Genomic DNA, 18,186 nt, shown 5'->3' with positions numbered 1-18,186 from the left:
ATTTGCAAGCCGTCAGGCGCGGATCCGCCTGATCATGTAATTGTCGTAGGTGGCGGCGCTTGACAGCGGCCGCGTTACGCGCAGCCTTGAGGAGCTTCCTGCGATTCATGGTCAGTCTCCTTGCCTGGTGAAACAAAAAGCACCCGCGCGGACCGTCAGCCGCAGCATGACCCCGTGTCGCGGTTGTCCCGGCTGGCGCTGTTGCGGTCGGGCGGCAGGTCCATCGCCGGGTTCTCGGCAAAGAAGCCGTTCGGCTTCAGCGTGAAGCCGACATATTCGACCGGCATCACCGGAAAATCTTCGGGACGGCAGACATGGGTCGCCCCGAAACTGTGCCAGACTACGATATCCTCATTTTCGATCGCGCGGTTTTTGGCAGCATATTTCGGCAGGCCGTCGCCGCCGGCATGCTGGTTCGGGAACTCACCGCTGGCGTAGCGCTCGTCGGGGGCGTAGCGCGTCACCCAGATATGCTTGGTCGCAAACCCGCCGCGCGAGGTCATGTAACAGCCCTCCTGCGCCAACATGACCGGCGCGCTATGCGCCAAGAGCTTGTAGGCCGTCGGACCGCCGACGCTGTTCTTCTTGTTGGGATTGGTGATCTTCCAGTATCGCCCCGTCCGCCCGTCGGCCTCGCGGACCGCGTCGCGCTCGCGCGCGAGAACCCGCGTCGTGGTGTCGAACACGTTGCCGTACGGATTGTCCGTTCCCCACGGCCGTGGCCGGAACTCGTGCTCGGTCACCGTATTGCCCTCGCCGTCCAGCATCATGTGGAGGCGGGCATTGAAGAAATGCTGGTGAGTGGGACCGCCGAGATTCTCAGCCACCATGCCGCCCCACGGATAGGGCTTGCCCGTTGCGATTGCCGCCGTCTGGATGATGCCGGTGAGCTTGACTTCGAGCTGGATCGTTCCGTCCTGATAGAAGTACCAGAAGAACCCGTAGTCGTAGTTTCCAACCGTCGTGAAGAACGAGATGACGAGCCGCCGTGAACGCCGCACCTCGAAGGTCTCGTTGCGGAATTCATAATGCTTCCAGAGGATGCCGTAATCCTCCTCGTGCAGGCAGATCGCATTCTTCATGATGCCCGGCTTGCCGTAATCGTCGGCGACCGGCACGTCGAAATAGTGGATATGGCCGAGGCAGTCGCAGCCGAGCTCAAGCGCGTTGGCGAGCTTGCCGAGCCCGTACTCGCCGGCATCGAACGCGCATTTCCAGAAATGGTTGGCAGTCGGATCGGCATAGGGAACGATCATGTCGGTGACGCTGGCCCGATAGATGATCGGCCGCTCGCGCGCACCGTCGCGAAACGATATCTGGTGCAGCACGAGACCCTCGCGCGCGGTCCAGCCGACGCGGAACGACCAGTTCTGCCAGTCGACCTTCCATCCATCGACCGTAAAGCTCGGCCCGTCCTTCTGCACGACATCCAGCGGCTTCACGTCGTTGCGCGTCTGCGGGATCGAGGCGCGGTCGTAGTTGCGCGATTTCTTCGGGATCGGAATGACGTCCGGTTCGTCGACGAGGTCGACCACCCTGTTCTCGATCAGGTCAACGAGCGCGACCACACCTTCGATGGGATGCGCATAGCCATTGTCCTTGAGGTCCTTGCGCCAATAGGAAACGGCGCTGACGAGCCGGCGGCCTTTCTCGGCCTCCCGGTCGAAGTACCCGGCCGAGAACGGATCGACCTGGACCAGCTCGATGTCCTTGTCATCAAGTCCACGGCGCTTCATCGCGCGAAGCCAGCCTGCATCGGCCTTGACGATGTCGCCGACCTTGAAGACCTCCTCGATCGTGATCGGCGGCTGGCCGTACGGATGGTCTCTGGTCGGCTGCTCACGCCACGCCGTCACCGTCTTCGATCCGATGTCGACGGTGGCGACATGCACGACGCCGGTCTTGCTGTCGAACAGGGTTGCGGCCGCGCACCGGGGAACCCTGGAGTTCGGCTGCCATCCAAGCACAGCGGACTTGGCCGGCTCCTCCAATTGCACATGGGTAAATCGCGTATCCGGCCCGAGATTCTTCGCGGCTCTCAATATCTCGGACGCCAGCGCGACCTCGGCTTCACTGAGCGGATCGAGCGGATGACCGGCATCTATGCCGGCGGAAGGTTTTGTGCGTACCATGTCGGACCAAATTCCGGAGCTATGGCCGCAGGCTACGGCAGCGCCGGGCACTGCGTCTTGAATGAGCCTGCCATGTCGTGGCCCTTGCCAGTGCTACCGGTACTGGGCGACGCTATGGCGTCACAAACCGGACCTTGTCTGCACTATGCCGATCAGCGTCTCCACCGACCCGATCCGTCCGACCGAGCGGCGGGCCTATTGGACCGAGGCCATCTGCCGGTCATTCGCCAATATTGAGACCAAGCCGCTCGGCTCCACCATCGTCAGCGGCCACTTCGAGTTCGTCGAGATCGGCGATGCCAAGCTCGTTCGCTTCGACAGCAGTCCACAATGCTACACCCGCGACGCCAGGCTCGTGAGCCGGGCCGGCTCCGACGAATTCATGTTCGATTTCCAGCGCCGCGGGCACAGCGCGATGGTGCAAGCCGGCAACGAAGGCACGATCAATCCGGGATATGGCGTGCTCTATGACGCGCGGCGTCCATTCGAGGATCGGCTGTTCGGCCCCGAGCAGCGCGCGGAGGTGTTGATCGCGACCGTGCCCGCTGCTTCCCTGTTGCGATCCGTCCCCGAGGCGGAGCGGTTATGCGCGAAGCCCGTCCCCTTGTCCGGGACGGTTGCGCGCTCGATTGCGGCGTTGGTTCGCGAGGCGATCTCGTTGCCGGACGCGCCCGCACGACAAGACGAGCCAGACATTGTCGCCTACCTGTCGGCCCTGCTGCGTCTTGCCGCAGGCAGCAGCCATCAACTCGCCCGCCCAGACTTGTTCGGCCTGATCGACACCTATCTGAGGGCAAATATCGCCAGTGCCCGGTCTGCGCCGGCGCTTGCCGCCGAATTCGGCGTCTCCGAGCGGACGTTTCATCGCATCTTTGCCGACCGAGAGACCACGTTCGAACGGCATCTACTTCATCTGCGTGCCGAGTTGTTCCGAAATCTGCTGCGGCAGGATTCGCTGGCCAACATTCCGATCGCGAGACTTGCGCATCAGTGCGGGTTTTCCGATGCCGCCCACGCCACACGCACATTCAAGAACAGATTTGGCGTCACGCCGCGGGATTTTCGCGAAGGCGCACCGACAGGGCCTTAGTCCACTGCTTCGCTCAGGCGGCAACGGCCCGCGACAGCGAATCCAGCTTTGCCGTGAGCGCGGCACCGTCGGATACTGCACGGAGCGGCGCGCGGACCCGCAGCCAGCCGGCATCGCCGGTCTGCGCGGCGAGGATCGCCTTGAGCGCAGGCGTAAACGGCAGGTCACCGATGACCGAGAGCACTGCGCGTAGCTGCGGCTCCGCGTCACCGCCATCGAGCATGGCCCGGACGAGATGGGGGACGATGTTGCCCAAGCCACAGATCGTGCCGGCGCCGCCCTGCGCCACCGCGCGCGCGATATCGACCTCGTTGCCCACGGTGATCGCCAGATCCGGCGCAGCGGCGCGAAACGCCTGAAACTGTGTGAAGTCGGCGCTGCTGTCCTTGAGGCCGGCGACGATCTCTCCGTAATGCGCACGAAGACTGGCCGCCACTGACGCCGGCACGCCAACGCCCGAGGTCTGCGGAATATGATAGAGCGTGGCCCGCAGCCGATCGTCGGCGACGTCGTCCAGTATGGCGGCGAATGCGTCCTCGATGCCTTCCGCGCTCGCGTCGCGATAGAAGTAAGGCGGCAATATCAACACGTGCCGCAGTCCCAGCGCCAACGCCGAGCGGGTCAGCGCGACGCTGTCGGTCAAGGCCGGAAAGCCGCTGCCCAAACCCATGCGTGACGCCGGGATGCCTGCCTTCAAAAGCGCTTCGACGGTCGCGAGCCGCTCGGCCGCGCTGAACGACGTCCCCTCGCCGGTGGTACCAAACAGCACCACGCCGTCGACCTTCTTCGCGAACAATTGGAACACATGACGTGCCAGCCGGACATGATCCACTGAGTCGTCGGCCGACAGCGGCGTCGGCGTCGCTACCCAAAAGCCGCGGATGGCGTCGGTCATTGTTCGCTCCCTTGTCGCCGGAACGGGCGCCCCCGATCCCTGGTGTTGACAGCTCTTGTATCTTACATACAAGATAGAGATTTCGGGCCGGAAACACCGCTTTTCGGGCCCCCAGCGCGGTACATATCGCGAAGAAACGGGCAACCGCATGCACGCCATGAAACGCGACGAAGTCCAGGAAGCGCTCAGCCAGTTGCAGCGGAAGCTCGGCGCCCAAGCCGTTCTGCTCGGCGCCGACGTGCCGGCACGCAATGCCAACGACTGGAGCGCAAGCCTGCCGCAGAGCCCGCTCGCCGTCGTGCGGCCGGTCGATACCGCCGGCGTATCTGACGCGGTTCTCGCCTGCCGAAAGGCCGGGCTGTGTTACGTGCCACAGGGTGGACTGACCGGCCTGTGCCGCGGCGCTTCCCCGGAGGCCGGCTGGGTTGCGATCTCGCTGGAGCGTATGGTTGGCATCGAGGAAATCGATCCGGCGAGCGCGACCATGACGGTGCGCGCCGGGACGTCGCTCGAGACCATTCAGAAGGCGGCTGACGAACGCGGCATGTTTTTTCCGCTCGATCTGGGTTCGCGCGGTTCGTGTGCGATCGGCGGCAATCTCTCCACCAATGCCGGCGGTAATCGCGTCATTCGCTACGGCATGACACGTGAACTCGTGCTCGGTCTCGAAGTGGTATTGCCCGACGGCACCATCATGACCAGCCTCAACAAGCTCATCAAGAACAACGCCGGCTACGACCTGAAGCATCTCTTCATCGGATCGGAAGGCACGCTCGGCATCATCACCCGCGTGGTGCTCAAGCTGTTTCCAAAGCCGCGCTCGACGATGGCCGCGCTCTGCGCCGTTCCGGATTATGCCGCGGTGCTTGCGCTCCTGAGCGAAGCGCGCAGCGGGCTGGGTCCGCTGCTGTCGGCGTTCGAAGTGATGTGGCCCGACTATTGGGACGTGATCACCAATCGTGCCGGCGTTCGCTCGCCGGTCGGCACCAGTCATGGCCTCTATGTGCTGGTCGAGGCACAGGGCACCGACGAGGCAACCGATGCGCCGCGGTTCGAAGCCTGGCTTGCGGAGCTGATGGAACGCGGGATGCTGAGCGATGCGGCGGTATCGCAATCGGTCGCACAGACCCAGGCTTTCTGGGCGGTGCGTGACATCTGTTCGGAATTCGGCCAGGTGCTCGGTCCGCACATCCCCTACGACATCGGCCTTGAGGTCGCCGGCATGGACCAGTTCGTCCGGCGGTGCAAAGCTGCGCTGGCAACCGGCATTCCCGGTTGCGACAGCGTCTATTACGGGCATATCGGCGACGGCAATCTACACCTGGTTTCGTGGGTGCCGGGCTTGCGCGTCGATCAACAGCCGAAAGAAGAAATGGACCAGATCGTTTACGGCCTGGTCCGCGAGATGGGCGGCAGCGTCTCGGCCGAGCACGGCATCGGAACACTGAAGAAGAAGTGGCTCGGGCATGCCCGCAGTGAAGCCGAGATTGCGCTGATGCGCACGCTGAAGGCGGCCCTTGACCCCGACGGCCTTCTCAATCCAGGGAAGGTGATCTGATCGATCCGCAGATCGCAGGCGGTGCAGCAAAAGGAAACGAGCGATCACGCCATGAAATCATTCAAGCTCGATACGCCAAAATCGCTGTCGCAGAAGGTGATGCTGCGGTTGCGCCAGGCGATCATCGAAGGCGAACTGAAACTCGGCGCCGTCATCGCCGAGGAAATGCTGGCGCAGTCCTTTGGCGTCAGCCGCACGCCTGTTCGCGAGGCCATGAGCCTGCTGCAAGCGCAGGGGCTCGTCGTCGTGAAGCCCCAGGTCGGCAGCTTCGTCTTCACACCCAGTGCCGCCGACATTGTCGAACTCTGCAACTTCCGTATCCTGATCGAGCCCAACGCAGCCGAACTCGCTTATGGCCATGACCGCGACGGCGCGCTGAAAGCACTGACGGCGGCGGTCGCGGACATGAAGCAGGCAGTGGCGGCAAAGGACACGCTCGCCTACGGATCGGCGGACACCGCGTTCCATGACGCGCTGTTTGCCCATTGCGGCAATCATTATTTGATGCAGTCCTACCAGCTGATCGCTGGACGGATCGCCGCGCTGCGCACCAATTTGAGTTCGCCGATCGACGTCCAGACGCCGGCGTCATTCGATCAGCACCGCGAGTTGCTTGATCTGTTCGAGCGCGGGAAGTTCGAAGGCTTTACGAAACTGATGACCCTGCACATCAGCAATTCCGGCCACGCCTATGCGCGCGCGCTGGAAGTGGCTTGAATGGCGCCGCTCCTGCCGGACCGATTCTCGCAATAAGAACGGTACCACGCAGCGAACCTGCGAATGCCTTCTTCGATGGAAGTGGCGGGACGGAAATCCACGTCGCGCGAGAGGTCATCGACATCGGCATAGGTGGCCGGCACATCGCCCGGCTGCATCGGCAGCAGTTCCTTCGTCGCCGTGCGTCCCAATTCCTGCTCCAGCAGCGCAACGACACGCAGCAACTCCTCCGGCTTGCTGTTGCCGATATTGTAGATGCGCCATGGCGCGGTGCTTGATCCCGGATCCGGGGCTTCGCCCAGCCGCTGCGGTTTTCCCTGTGGCGCACGATCGATCAGTCGGACCAGCGCCTCCGTCACGTCGTCGACGTAGGTAAAGTCGCGGAGCATCCGGCCGCCGTTGAACAATCTGATGGGATCGCCGCGGACGATCGCTTCGGCGAACACGAACAAGGCCATATCGGGCCGGTACCACGGCCCATACACCGTAAAGAACCGCAGGCCGGTGCAGGGAATCCCGTAGAGATGGCTGTACGAATGGGCCATCAACTCGTTGGCCTTCTTGCTTGCGGCGTAAAGGCTGATCGGATGATCGACATTGTCGTGCACCGAAAACGGCAGTTTCCTGTTGGCCCCGTAGACCGCCGACGAAGACGCAAACAAAAGGTGACGGCAGCCATTGTGCCGGCATCCCTCCAGAATGTTGGTAAAACCGACCAGGTTCGCATCCACATAGGCATGGGGATCTCTGAGCGAATACCGCACGCCGGCTTGCGCAGCGAGGTGGATGACGACGGGAAACCGATGCCGCGCAAACAACTCCGGAACCGCAACACGATCCGCGAGATCCAGTCGCTCGAACTGAAAGCGCGAATCGTTGCGGAGAATATCAAGCCGCGCCGCCTTCAGCTGCGGATCGTAATACGCATTCAGATTATCGACCCCAATGACGCGATGACCGGACTGAAGCAATCGCTGCGCCACGTGGAATCCGATAAAGCCCGCGGCTCCCGTTAGCAAAATTGGCTGATCGGACATTGTGCCTGCATCCTCCGTGTCAGTACGCCACCGATTTCGGCCGACCAACGCCGCAGTACAGAAAGCCGTTCCGCTCCACCTCCTCCGGAGCGTAGATGTTGCGCAGATCGACGATGACGGGGCATGCCATGATGGCGGACAATTCCTTCAGATCCAGCGCGCGAAACTGCTCCCATTCGGTGACGATGACGAGCGCGTGGCATCCCTTGGCGCAACGGTAGGCGTTGTCGCAGAAGGTGACGTTCTCGAATACCTTCTTGGCCTGCTCCATGCCGACGGGATCGAAGATGCGAACCTCGGCGCCCATGTCCTGCAGTGCGGTTATCAGCGGGATGGAAGGCGCGTCGCGCATGTCGTCGGTATCGGGCTTGAAGGTCACGCCGAGCACCGCAATCGATTTTCCCCGAAGATTGCCGCCGAACGCGTTCGCGACCTTGCGCGCCATCGCCCGCTTGCGCTGGTCGTTGACGGCGACCACCGTTTCCACGATCCGCACCGGCGATTCATTGTCCTGGCCCGTCTTGATCAGCGCCATCGCATCCTTCGGAAAACAGGAGCCGCCGAAGCCCGGGCCGGCGTGCAGGAATTTCTGGCCGATCCGGTTGTCGAGGCCGATGCCGCGCGCGACTTCCTGCACATTGGCGCCGACCTTTTCGGCAAGGTCCGCGATCTCGTTGATGAAGGCGATCTTGGTGGCAAGGAAGGAGTTGGCGGCATATTTCGTCAGTTCGGCGGTGCGGCGATCAGTATAGAGGATCGGCGACGCGTTGAGGTGAAGCGGCCGGTACACCTCGGCCATCACGCCGCGGGCGCGCGCATCATCCGTTCCGATCACGATCCGGTCCGGATGCTTGAAGTCGCGGATCGCTGCCCCCTCGCGCAGGAACTCGGGATTCGAGACGACGGCAACCGTGGCATCCGGATTCTCTTCGCGGATGATGCGCTCAACCTCGTCGCCGGTTCCGACCGGAACCGTCGACTTGGTCACCACCACCGCCCGTTCCGGAAGCACGGTAGCGATCTCGCGCGCCGCCGCGTAGACATAGGACAGATCGGCATGGCCATCGCCGCGGCGCGACGGCGTCCCGACCGCGATGAACACCACTTCCGCTTCGCTGACGGCCGATTTCAGATCGCTCGCAAATGACAGGCGGCCTTGGCCAACATTTCGCGCCACCAGCTCGGCCAATCCGGGCTCGTGAATCGGCATCTCCCCATCGTTGAGACTGGCGACCTTCTCCGCATTGCTGTCGATACAGACGACCTGATGTCCGAAATCGGAAAAACACGCCCCTGACACCAGCCCGACATAGCCGGCGCCAATCATCGCTATATGCATTACGGTTCCTGTCTGAAACGCCGCGCGCGGCCGCGAGGCGCGCCGACGGGGGTGGGGATGAAGCGACGAGCTAGCTGCTCAATATCGATTCACCGTCGAGATGACGGGGGAAGAAAAAGAAATTGTTGACGTAGAACTGCCCGTCCTTGCGTCCGCCGTCTGGTCGCAGCGCACCGGCATCCTGGAGCCTGTCGGAATCGAACTGATCCACGCCGATCACCTCATTGCCTTTCAGGAAGAAGCCGCGATAGGACTTGCTCCGGAAGAATTCGAACACCAGGCGCGTCGCCTCGGCGCGATGACGGTCCTCCGCCTCCACCAGGAACACCGGCTGGCAACGTTCCAGAAGCCCGACGGCGCCGTTCAGGACGTTCAACTCGTGGCCTTCGACGTCGATCTTCACGAACGCCACGTCCTGATCGATCACCGCATCAAGCCGCGCGATCGGCACATGGGCAGAGACTGTTCTGGCCGACGGATCGGCTCGTGCTTCCAGCGAGGCCAGGCCATAGACCGGGCCGTCATCGCCTTGCGGGATGAACAGTTCGGCATCGCCGTCATGATCCGACAGCGCGATCTCGTGAACGCTGACATTCCGCGCCGAGGTTCGGCGCAGCAGCCTGGCCATCTGCTGCGAGGGCTCGAAAGCATGGACCTGCCGGGAAAGGCGCGCCAGCCGCCGCGTGTACAGGCCGCAATTGGCCCCGACGTCCACCGTCACCGCGTCATCGGGAATCACCTTGTCGAGATAGGACAGTTCCCGCTCGGCCGATTTGGGGCGCTTCATGAAATGCCATTGCAGCCAGACCGAAGGAAACGCGTCCTTCACCAGCTCCTTGACCTGTTGCTTTGCGTTCATCGTCGCCTCCCTTGGTGACGCACGCACAGCCTTCGCTGTGGGACACGTCGTCCTCGATGCGGGTGTTGCCCACCCAGCCGCACCTCAGACGCGGTCATAGATGTCCTGCACACGAACGATGTCGTCTTCCCCGAGATAGGAGCCAGACTGGACCTCGATCAGATTGAGCGGAACCTTTCCGGGATTCTCCAGGCGATGCATGCATCCCAACGGGACAAAGATCGACTCGTTCTCGCGCAGCAGGATTTCTTCGTCGTCGCGCGTCACGATTGCGGTGCCGTTCACCACGACCCAATGTTCGGCGCGGTGATAATGTTTCTGCAGCGACAGCTTGGCGCCGGGATTGACGGTGATACGCTTGACCTGGAACCGGTCGCCGGCATGGATCGACTGATAGTAGCCCCACGGACGATGCACGCTGTGGGTCTGGGTCGCCGACCGATGGCCGGTCGCCTTCAGGCGCTCGACCAGTTTTCCGACATCCTGGTCGCGCTTTCGGCTGGTCACCAGCACCACATCAGGCGAAGTCGCAATGACGAGATCCTCGACCCCGAGCGCCGCGACCAGTTGCCCGTCGCCGCGGACATAGCAGCCCGAGGTGTCTTCCATCACCGCATCGCCAATCACCACATTGCCCGACGGATCCTTTTCCGCCATCGACCACAAGGCCGACCAGCTTCCGACATCGCTCCAGTCGAATGTGGCGGGAACGACCACGGCATTGTCGGTCTTTTCCATGATCGCATAGTCCATCGAGATGCTCGGGCAGGCCTCGAACGCGCGCTCCTCGAGCCGAAGAAAATCGAGATCGCGGGTTGCGCCCGTCAATGCCTTGCGGCAGGCGGAGAGAACCTCCGGCGCCCGCTGCGCCAGTTCGTCGATGAACTGGCGCGCCGGCAGCAGAAATATCCCGCTGTTCCAGACATGCTCGTCACACGCCAGCAGGCGCTCGACCGTCACCAGATCCGGCTTCTCGACGAAGCCGGCCACGTTGCGAATCGGCGAGGCGGCGTCCAGTTCGTCGCCCATCCGGATATAGCCGAAGCCTGTCGCCGCCGACGAAGGCCGAACGCCGAACAGGACGAATCGACCGTATCGCGCGGCCGTGACGCCCGTCGCTATCGCGGCGCGAAATGCGACGTGATCGCGCACCCAGTGATCGACCGGCATCGCCAGTATCACGGCGTCGGGATCGGCCTCGCTGGCGAGCAGCGCTGCAACCGCGACCGCAGGCGCGGTGTTTCTTCCGAACGGTTCGAGTACGATGGTCGGCCGATCGACGCCGACCGCGCGCAACTGCTCGCCGATCGCAAAACGATGCTCGGCGTTTGCGATCACCATCGGCTCGGTAAACAGCGAACGATCGTCGACGCGCAGCGCCGTCTGCTGCAGCAGGGTGTTTTCGCCAAGCAGCGAGAGCAATTGCTTGGGATAAGTCTCGCGCGACAGCGGCCACAGCCGCGAGCCGGCGCCGCCTGACAGGAGAACGGGTACGATTCGGCCGCGCGGCTCGATCATCGCCATGGCATGGTCCTTCAATGTCTTGATGACGTTGGTCAGAATCCGCTTCCCGACAGGAATTCCTTGCGGATCGTGCGGATGATGATCATGACGTCCATGCGCAGCGACCATCTCTCGATGTAATCGAGATCGTAATCGATCCGCGAGATCGCAGGCCCGGACTGGGCCGTGCTTCCTCTGCAACCGCTGACCTGCGCAAGCCCGGTAATGCCCGGCCGCGCCGTATGGCGTTGAAAATAATATGGCACCAGGTCTTCATAGGGCAAATCCGCCGCCAGCATTCCCGGAACGTGCGGCCGCGGCCCAACCAGCGACATGTCGCCCTTGATCACGTTGAACAGCTGCGGAATTTCGTCGAGGCTGGTCTTGCGCAGAATTCGCCCCACCGGCGTCACGCGGGCATCGCCCTGCACCGTCTGCCTTACGCCGCGCACATCACCGGCATCGTTACGCATCGTGCGGAACTTGTAGATCTTGAAGCGGCGGTTTCGATAACCGTAGCGGTACTGAAAGAACAGCACCGGGCCCGGTGACGTCGCCTTTATCGCGATTGCAATTGCGATCAGGAGAGGGGCGAAAAACAGCACGGCGCTGCTTGCCGCGGCGATATCGAAGATGCGCTTTGCAATCGACGACGACGGCTCAGTCCGCGCGACACGGCGCGAACGCCGGCGGCTTCGATACGCACCATGCATACCGCCGCCGGCAAACTCGACAGGACGGACCGATATCTCTGTCCGCTCTCTCCGAATCGGCGTGACGTTGTTCCGATCGAAGTTGGCTGTCACGATCGAGGCCATGAGTCTCCTCTCTGCTGGAACCGGACTGTGACCGAGCACGTCGAATTGCCCGGCACCGCGCGTGACGATTTCGCAGCAGCGAATGTCAGCACTTTCTCGGCCGCAAAGACTTTCCAAAATCTTGAGCGAAATTTGGCGCGAAAGTGAAATAGGTCTCGCGCAACGCCGGAACTGAATCGCGCACGCGATTGTGCGACGCGATATTCTGGTTTGTTCGGAGGCGCTTAGTTTCGATTTGCCCGGTTAACGGGTTGCGTGTGACTCGACACTGCTATGCATATTCGAGAATCGCGGAACAAAATCCATTGTTCGATTCTCGATGTTCACTTGAACACACTCCGCGTCGCTGCACGGGCAACAAATGCCTGTCACAGCGTTGTTTTGAACGAGAGATTGTTCATCGAATGCCCAGCGATACGCCACAGCGTGATGAAAGGCGGTAGTTGACGCGCACGAGTTGCTGCTGTCGTCGCACGGCTTCGGAAGAAAACAGAGACGGCAGCGATTCGCGAGCCGTCCACTTCACGGAACAATTCCGGGGAGGCGCCCATGATGGCCGAACGTCTGCACAGCCGCGCGCTGGTGCAACACGACAGATTGCTGCCTGACCGCAGGCTCAGAAACCGAATCATCATCGGAAACGCGATGGCGTGGGTGACGATCGTTATCCTGGTCCGCCTGCTCTTTTTCTAGACACATCACTTCCGCGTATTGCGTGATGTATTGACCGCCACCCGGTTCCATGATCGACATCGCGCACCATGCAACAAATGTCCCCGGCACCTTCGCGCTCCGTTAACGCTTCAGCGCCAGCGGATACACGCATCTATGCGGTCGGTGACATCCACGGCCGGGCCGACCTGTTGAGCGAGATCACAGCGCGCATCGACGACGACGTCAGGCGCAGGCCGATCGCGCATACGGTCGAAGTCTATCTCGGCGACTACGTCGATCGCGGACCGCACTCCAGGACGGTGCTCGATTTGCTCGCGGTACGTCTGGTCGCCAATCGTGCGGTGTGTCTGCGCGGCAACCACGAAGCTGTGATGGAAGGGTTCCTTCAGGATCCGGCCATCCTGCAGTACTGGGAGCCATTAGGCGGCATGCAGACGCTTGCATCCTACGGCATCGAGCTGCGCGACGAGAGCGAGACAGCGCTCGATCTGCAGCGCCGCTTTTTTGACGCGTTTCCGCGTGCACACGAATTGTTCATGCAGTGCTTGCGCAATCAGTTTACTTGCGGCGATTTCTTGTTCGTGCATGCCGGCATTCGCCCGAACATTCCGATCGAACATCAGGATGTTAACGATCTGATCTGGATTCGGAACGAGTTCCTCGACTCCACGCGGAAGCACGAACGATTCATCGTGCACGGTCATACGCCAGTGCCGCATCCGGACATCCATCACAACCGAATCAACATCGACACATGTGCGTGGCGAACGGGAACATTGACCTGCATCGCGATCGAAGGATCGACGATTCTCTTTCTATGACGCGTACACGACTTGTGAACTATGATGTCTTCACGTCTCGCTTCCAATCCGATGGAACTCTCGCTCTCACATTCTTTCGCCGTTTTTTCTTCTCTATGATCGGCAGCTGTACTTGCATTCACGGAGATGCAGCCATGCAGCAACGGTCGTCCAGCGCCGGCCCGACGCTTCACTTTCTTCTTTTCGTCCTTGCGATCGCCGGCATCAGTGCCAGTGTTTCGGTTCAAGCTTCAGCACAAACGCCTCCCTCCGCATCGTCTGCGGAAAGTTACATCCTTGGCCCGAACGACCGAATCAGGCTGAAGGTCTACGGCGAGTCCGACATCACCGGCGAGTATGAAATCGACAATGGCGGTCAGGTTTCGATTCCACTCGCGGGCCATATCAAGGCGGCCGGTGCCACGACGCGGCAGCTCGAGAAAGCGATCGCATCCGCGCTTGCAAAGGGAATCGTGCGCGATCCGCGCGTGAACGTCGAGATCGCGCAGTATCGTCCGTATTACATCCTTGGCGAAGTCAAGAAGAGCGGTGAGTACCCTTATCGCAACGGACTGACGGTCATGGACGCGGTCGCAAGCGCCGGCGGATTCACGTATCGCGCCAACGAAAGCAAGGTCCATCTACGCCGGGCGGGCGCCGGTAGAGAAGAGATCTTGCCTCTCGATGCGCCTGTTCCCGTTTTCCCGGGCGACAACATTCGGATTCCGGAGCGCTACTTCTAGCGTTGCGGAACCGCAGATGAGGTGAATGCCGCTCGCGAGCGGATGACGACGTGCGTGCTGCGTTGTTGTCACAATCCGCGTTTTGCAATGCGAAATATTTTTGCGGCGCGAGGAAAACTTTTTCCGGCAAGGCGCGTTGCAGGCGAGCGCATCACTTCAATCTCACAACTCAAACACCTTGCGCCCGCGTACCGAGTATGAGGCATGCCTTTCTTATGCGCAGTCGACGATCATTTTCTGAGCGATGGGCTTCACCCGTCAAATGTTCGTCGCGTTCAAGTTCCCGCAAGGGATGGGTGATGGGATTCGAATTTGCACTTTCATGGTGGAACGCGTCTGGAAGAAGCGGGGAGCGATGCCGCTTCATACGCGCGCCCGGCCGATGCCGCTTCAACCTGTTGCCCGTGCCGGCGGCTGCCATCCTGCTCGGTCTTGGATCGTCGGCGAATGCACAGGCCATTCCATGGACCAACGGAGAATTCGCTTCGCCATGGAACGCGCAGAAGATCTTTGAGCCGTCATCGCTGCCGGATCGAACCGATCCGGCGACCCGCGAAGAGATACCGCCCGAGGATATGCCGGTGAAGAAACGACAACAGCCTGGCTATGAGCCCGTCGGGATTCGCTCCGGCTCCTGGATGTTCAACCCGTCGCTGACCGCCGGCACTTTTTACGACAGCAACGTCTTTGCGTCGAACACCGCGCCGCGTTCCGATATCGCGGCCGTGATCGAGCCGACGCTGCGCGCGCACTCGTTATGGGGGCGGCATGGCGTCGATCTGAAGCTGGATGCGCAGTCGACGGCCTATAGCCAGTTTTCGAGCCTGAACCAGACCAATGCCAGCCTGAAGGGCAACGGCTGGCTGGATATCACAAACGACACGATGCTCCTCGGCAGCTTTCAGATCGCGCATCTGAACGAAGGCGTCGGCACGCTCACTTCCCCCGCCAACGCGATATCGCCGACGCCGTACAATCTGATGTCCGGCGACGTAACCCTGCGCAAGGAGTTCAACCGGCTGACGACCTCGGTCGGCCTCCGCACCGATTCCTACGATTTCGGATCGACGCGCGCGCAGGACGGCACCGTCATCAACCAGGACGCCCGCGACGGGCAGATCTACGCGCTGCACAGCCGGATAGACTATGCGATCTCTTCCACTCTCGGCTGGTTCGGCGGCGTGGAAGGCAATCAGCGCGACATCAGGGGAACGCCGGGCCATACCTTGGACTCGCAAGGGTATCGCGCACTATCCGGCATCACGGTCGGCTTAAGCAACCTCGTGACCGGCGAATTCGGCGCCGGCTATGTCCAGCAGCGCTTCGACGATCCGTCGATCGGCAACATCGAAGGTCCTTCCTACCGCGCGCGGCTGACATGGCGGCCAACGCGCCTGCTCGACGTGCACTTCAATGCCGAGCAGCTCATCACGCAGACCACCGACACCAGTGCCACCGGCGTGCTCGCGAATGCGGTGCAGCTCGGCCTCGATTACGAACTTCGCCGCAACATCATCGTGTCGCTCGCCGGCGGCTACGAGAACGATAAGTTCTTTGGTCAGTTCCGCAAGGACAACGTGCTGACGTCGGACACGCGCGTCAAATATCTCGTCAATCGCTTCGGCGCCGTTTCCGCCTACTACCGCTACACCAAGCGCGACAGCGACGTCCCCGTCTTCAGCTTCGACAAACACCTGGTAGGCATGAATGTTACAGCGCAATTCTGACCTGCCCTATGTAATCCCCGACGAGCCTGTCAGCCGCCCGGCCGAAGGATGGCAGTATCCGACCGTCGATCTGCGCGAGATGGGCCGCATCCTGCGCCGTCGCTACAAGATGGCGGTGCTGCCGGCCTTCGCCCTGCTTGGGCTCGCGGTGATCTATTTGTTGCTCACCACCACTCTCTATACGGCGACGTCGACCGTGCTGGTCGATCCGCGCCGCGCCAATGTCGTCGAGAGCAACCAGTCCGTGCTGTCGAACTTCGGCACCGACGATGCGACCATCGAAAGCCAGACGCTGCTGATTCAGTCGGTTGCGATACTGATGCGCGTCGTCAGCAAGCTGAAGCTGACGGAGGATACGGAGTTCACGCCAAAGCCAGGCCTGCTCGATCCGATCAAAGCGTTGTTCCGCAGCAGCGGACCGAGCGACGGCGCCAGCCCCGAGGACGCCGCCAAGTCGCGATCCGTCGATATCCTTCAGAAGCGGATGAAGGTGACGCGGCAGGGCACGACCTTCCTGGTCGACATCGCCGTCAGTTCACAATCGCCGCAGAAGGCCGCCACCATCGCCAACGCGATTGCGGACGCGTATTTCGACGAGCAGGTTCGCGCCAAATACGACGCCACGCGCATCGCCGCCAATTGGCTCAACGGCCAGATCGACGATTTGAAGTCGAGGGTCGTCGCCTCCGAAAAGGCGGTCGAGGATTATCGTTCCGCCAATAACTTGATGGTGTCCCAGGGCGTAACCCTCAACGACCAGCAGCTCACCGACCTCAACAACAAGCTGATCGCCGCGCGGGTTCAAACCGCGGAGGCGCGCGCCAAGTATGAGCAGGTCCAGGACATCGCGAAATCGGGCGGCGACCCCGGCGGCATCAACGCGGCCATTTCCTCGGAAATGATCACGAAACTGCGGACTCAATATGCCGACATCGCCAAGAACGAAGCCGACCTCTCGAGCAAATATGGCGCGCGTCATCCCCTCGTCGCCAACGTCCGGGCGCAGCGGCGCGACACCCAGAGGCTGATCAACGAGGAAATCAAGCGAATACTGGAGAGCACCAAGCACGATTACGACGTCGCGCGCTCCCGCGAAGCGTCGCTGACGCAAAGCCTCGACAAGCTTCAGGGCGTGTCCACCTCCTCCGGCCAGGCGCAGGTGCGCTTGCGCGAACTGCAGCGCGAGGCCGAAGCCAACCGCACGCAGTATGAATCCTATCTGGCACGCTCCAAGGAAACGACGGCGCAGGAGAGCCTGGAGATGCCGGATTCCCGGATCGTGACCAAGGCCAGCACTCCGATCAGGCCGTCATCTCCCAAGACCATGCTGATCCTGGGTCTTGCCGTGATGCTCGGCCTCGGCGCCGGCACCGTGCTGGCGTTCCTTGCCGACTATCTCGACGGCCGCGTCAAGACGATCGAACAGGCCGAAGCCATTGCGGGCGTTCCCGCGCTGGCCGCTGTTCCATTGATCGGCGCGCGCGAGTTGGCCCGTCTCGCCCGGCGCGGACGCAACGCGCTCGGCCGCTATGATCCGAAAGCAAGAGGGCTATTGCCGCCCGCGCTGCAGCCGCCCCTGACCCGCTACGCGATCGACGAGCCCGGCACGTTTTTCGCGGAAGCGATCCGCTCCGTTCGCCTTGCGCTGCAACGGACGATGCGATCACAGCCGGTGAAGGTCGTGCAGGTCACCTCCGCGCTCGACAGCGAGGGCAAAACCACGCTTGCGATCAATCTGGCGCAGTCGCTGGCCATGCTCGGCATCCGCACGCTCCTCATCGATGGCGACCTCCGCAATCCGCAAGTGACCCGTGCCCTCTGTCCGCGCGCCGATGCCGGGCTGCTGGAAGTCGCGATCGGCCAGGCCGCGCCGGAACGCGCCATTCTGGTGGATCCCAGCACCGGGCTTTCGATTCTGCCGTCCACGCCGATCAAGGAAGTCGAGTTCATCACGGAGCTGATGTTCTCCGACCGGATCGTCGACGTTCTCGATTACTTCCGCCACCGCTACGAATTGATCGTGATCGACTCGCCGCCGCTGGTGCCCCTGGTCGATGGCCGCGCGCTCGCCGAACTGGCCGATCGCATCATTCTGGCACTGGCCTGGGACCAGACCCCGGGCGAGGTGCTGTCCCATGCCATGGACCTCTTGTCCCCCGTCCGCGATCGGGTCATGGGAACGGTACTGACCCGCGTCGATCTCAGCCGCCTGCAATTCTATGACTATTACCGCAGCTCGGCCTATCTCAAGCCATACGGCGCTGCGAGCCTGCATGCCGGAGCGGCGCGGTGA

Annotated in this window: 15 protein-coding genes; 8 read left to right on the top strand and 7 right to left on the bottom strand. The window is 62.0% G+C overall.

Translation table 11 applies throughout. From position 1 onward, the window contains the following. Window positions 1–155: 155 nt before the first annotated feature. Window positions 156–2,132: a primary-amine oxidase gene (locus tag KIP88_RS24015; RefSeq protein WP_214490466.1), complete on the bottom strand. Its 1,977-nt coding sequence runs from the start codon at window positions 2,130–2,132 to the stop codon at window positions 156–158. Between the two features lie 145 nt (window positions 2,133–2,277). Between KIP88_RS24015 and KIP88_RS24010 the strand changes: the two genes are divergently transcribed. Then, window positions 2,278–3,222 carry a helix-turn-helix domain-containing protein gene (locus tag KIP88_RS24010; RefSeq protein WP_214490465.1) on the top strand — a complete coding sequence of 315 codons (945 nt, stop codon included), beginning with the start codon at window positions 2,278–2,280 and terminating at the stop codon, window positions 3,220–3,222. Window positions 3,223–3,235: 13 nt separating this feature from the next. Here KIP88_RS24010 and KIP88_RS24005 read toward each other — a convergent pair whose 3' ends face one another. Beyond that, on the bottom strand, window positions 3,236–4,117 hold the full coding sequence (locus tag KIP88_RS24005) for a dihydrodipicolinate synthase family protein (RefSeq protein WP_214490464.1): 882 nt from the start codon (window positions 4,115–4,117) through the stop codon (window positions 3,236–3,238). A 148-nt stretch (window positions 4,118–4,265) separates the two neighbouring features. Here KIP88_RS24005 and KIP88_RS24000 point away from each other — a divergent pair, with 148 nt between their 5' ends. Then, window positions 4,266–5,675 (top strand): FAD-binding oxidoreductase, encoded by a 1,410-nt coding sequence (locus KIP88_RS24000; protein WP_214490463.1) that lies wholly within the window; start codon window positions 4,266–4,268, stop codon window positions 5,673–5,675. Window positions 5,676–5,726: 51 nt separating this feature from the next. Beyond that, entirely contained in the window at window positions 5,727–6,392 is a 666-nt protein-coding gene (locus tag KIP88_RS23995) for a GntR family transcriptional regulator (RefSeq protein WP_214490462.1), read from the top strand. Here KIP88_RS23995 and KIP88_RS23990 read toward each other — a convergent pair. The 5 genes from KIP88_RS23990 to KIP88_RS23970 form a co-directional block, all read right to left on the bottom strand. Continuing rightward, window positions 6,365–7,429 carry an NAD-dependent epimerase gene (locus KIP88_RS23990; protein ID WP_214490461.1) on the bottom strand — a complete coding sequence of 355 codons (1,065 nt, stop codon included), beginning with the start codon at window positions 7,427–7,429 and terminating at the stop codon, window positions 6,365–6,367. The genes KIP88_RS23995 and KIP88_RS23990 overlap by 28 nt on opposite strands. 19 nt (window positions 7,430–7,448) lie before the next feature. Then, window positions 7,449–8,768 (bottom strand): UDP-glucose/GDP-mannose dehydrogenase family protein, encoded by a 1,320-nt coding sequence (locus KIP88_RS23985; RefSeq protein ID WP_214490460.1) that lies wholly within the window; start codon window positions 8,766–8,768, stop codon window positions 7,449–7,451. Between the two features lie 70 nt (window positions 8,769–8,838). Then, complete coding sequence (locus KIP88_RS23980) at window positions 8,839–9,627, bottom strand: FkbM family methyltransferase (protein WP_214490459.1); 789 nt, start codon at window positions 9,625–9,627, stop codon at window positions 8,839–8,841. An 84-nt stretch (window positions 9,628–9,711) separates the two neighbouring features. Continuing rightward, window positions 9,712–11,145, bottom strand: coding sequence for a mannose-1-phosphate guanylyltransferase/mannose-6-phosphate isomerase (locus KIP88_RS23975; protein ID WP_214490566.1), 1,434 nt, complete (start codon window positions 11,143–11,145; stop codon window positions 9,712–9,714). 38 nt (window positions 11,146–11,183) lie between these two features. After that, entirely contained in the window at window positions 11,184–11,948 is a 765-nt protein-coding gene (locus KIP88_RS23970) for a sugar transferase (RefSeq protein WP_214490458.1), read from the bottom strand. 552 nt (window positions 11,949–12,500) lie between these two features. Between KIP88_RS23970 and KIP88_RS23965 the strand changes: the two genes are divergently transcribed. From KIP88_RS23965 to KIP88_RS23945, 5 genes are all read left to right on the top strand, one after another. Further along, window positions 12,501–12,641 (top strand): hypothetical protein, encoded by a 141-nt coding sequence (locus KIP88_RS23965; RefSeq protein ID WP_214490457.1) that lies wholly within the window; start codon window positions 12,501–12,503, stop codon window positions 12,639–12,641. A gap of 68 nt (window positions 12,642–12,709) precedes the next feature. Beyond that, on the top strand, window positions 12,710–13,444 hold the full coding sequence (locus KIP88_RS23960) for a metallophosphoesterase family protein (RefSeq protein ID WP_214490456.1): 735 nt from the start codon (window positions 12,710–12,712) through the stop codon (window positions 13,442–13,444). Further along, window positions 13,441–14,166 (top strand): polysaccharide biosynthesis/export family protein, encoded by a 726-nt coding sequence (locus tag KIP88_RS23955; RefSeq protein WP_249790979.1) that lies wholly within the window; start codon window positions 13,441–13,443, stop codon window positions 14,164–14,166. The genes KIP88_RS23960 and KIP88_RS23955 overlap by 4 nt, the downstream gene beginning before the upstream one ends. Window positions 14,167–14,465: 299 nt before the next feature. Next, on the top strand, window positions 14,466–15,893 hold the full coding sequence (locus KIP88_RS23950) for an outer membrane beta-barrel protein (RefSeq protein WP_214490455.1): 1,428 nt from the start codon (window positions 14,466–14,468) through the stop codon (window positions 15,891–15,893). Beyond that, window positions 15,874–18,186, top strand: coding sequence for an AAA family ATPase (locus KIP88_RS23945; protein WP_214490454.1), 2,313 nt, complete (start codon window positions 15,874–15,876; stop codon window positions 18,184–18,186). Before KIP88_RS23950 ends, KIP88_RS23945 begins: the two co-directional genes overlap by 20 nt.

Origin of the sequence: Bradyrhizobium sp. SRL28, from assembly GCF_018596315.1 — a bacterium.
Taxonomy (GTDB): Bacteria; Pseudomonadota; Alphaproteobacteria; order Rhizobiales; family Xanthobacteraceae; genus Bradyrhizobium.
This window is presented reverse-complemented; position numbering and strand designations above follow the sequence as displayed.